This window comes from Actinomycetospora sp. C-140, assembly GCF_054796175.1.
Genome location: NZ_JBTWNF010000047.1, coordinates 1 through 789, shown reverse-complemented (window position 1 = coordinate 789; position 789 = coordinate 1). Strand labels below are relative to the sequence as shown.

The window sequence follows — 789 nt, the reverse complement described above, 5'->3', positions numbered from 1 at the left end:
ACGTCAGGAAACCCACCACGATCACCGGGACACCCGGGCCGGTTCTTGCCGGAGGGACGGATGTCGCGGACCACCTCCGTTGTCGGTGGACGTCGCGTCTGTCGCCGGTGTCGGGTACACTCGAACACATGAGCGACACCCTGGGGGAGCCGGCACGGGCCGCGCTCGCACACCTCCAGGTCGCCGAACGCGCCCGCCGGCAGGGCTGGTTCGCACGCCTCGAGCAGCTCGCCGAGCTGGAGCGGTTGGGGGTGGTGGCCGCGACCGGGCACCGGTCGCTGACCGGGCTGGTCGCCGAGCTGCTGCGGGTCACCCGCACCGAGGCGACCCGGCTGGTCGCCGAGACCCACGACCTGACCCCGCGGACCTCGCTGCTCGGCCAGCCGCTGCCCCCGCGCTACCCCGCCACCGCCGCCGGCGCCGCGGGCGGGGACATCACCGCGGCCCAGGTCGCGATCATCCGGCGCACCCTGCGCCGCCTCGAACGCGTCGACACCGTGGCCCCCGACGTCGCTGCCGCCGAGGCCTACCTCGCCGGCGAAGCCACCCGGCTGGGCCCGGCCGGGCTCGAACGCGCCGCCGCCGCACTGCTCGCCCGCCTCGACCCCGACGGCACCGCCCCCGACGACCTCGAGGACCACCGCGACGAACTGCGGCTCACCCACCGCCGCGACGGCACCCTGCTGCTACGCGGCGCGATCCACGACCCCACCGACGCGGCCATGCTCACAGCCGGGTTCGACACCGCCGCCGCCCCCGCCGGCCCCGACGACGACCGCCCCCTCGAAC

The 789-nt window shown here is 76.3% G+C and carries 1 protein-coding gene; it reads left to right on the top strand.

Translation table 11 applies throughout. The features are described from left to right. Positions 1 to 128: 128 nt before the first annotated feature. On the top strand, positions 129 to 789 hold a 661-nt coding region (locus ACR9E3_RS32465; RefSeq protein WP_460385205.1), incomplete at its 3' end, for a DUF222 domain-containing protein.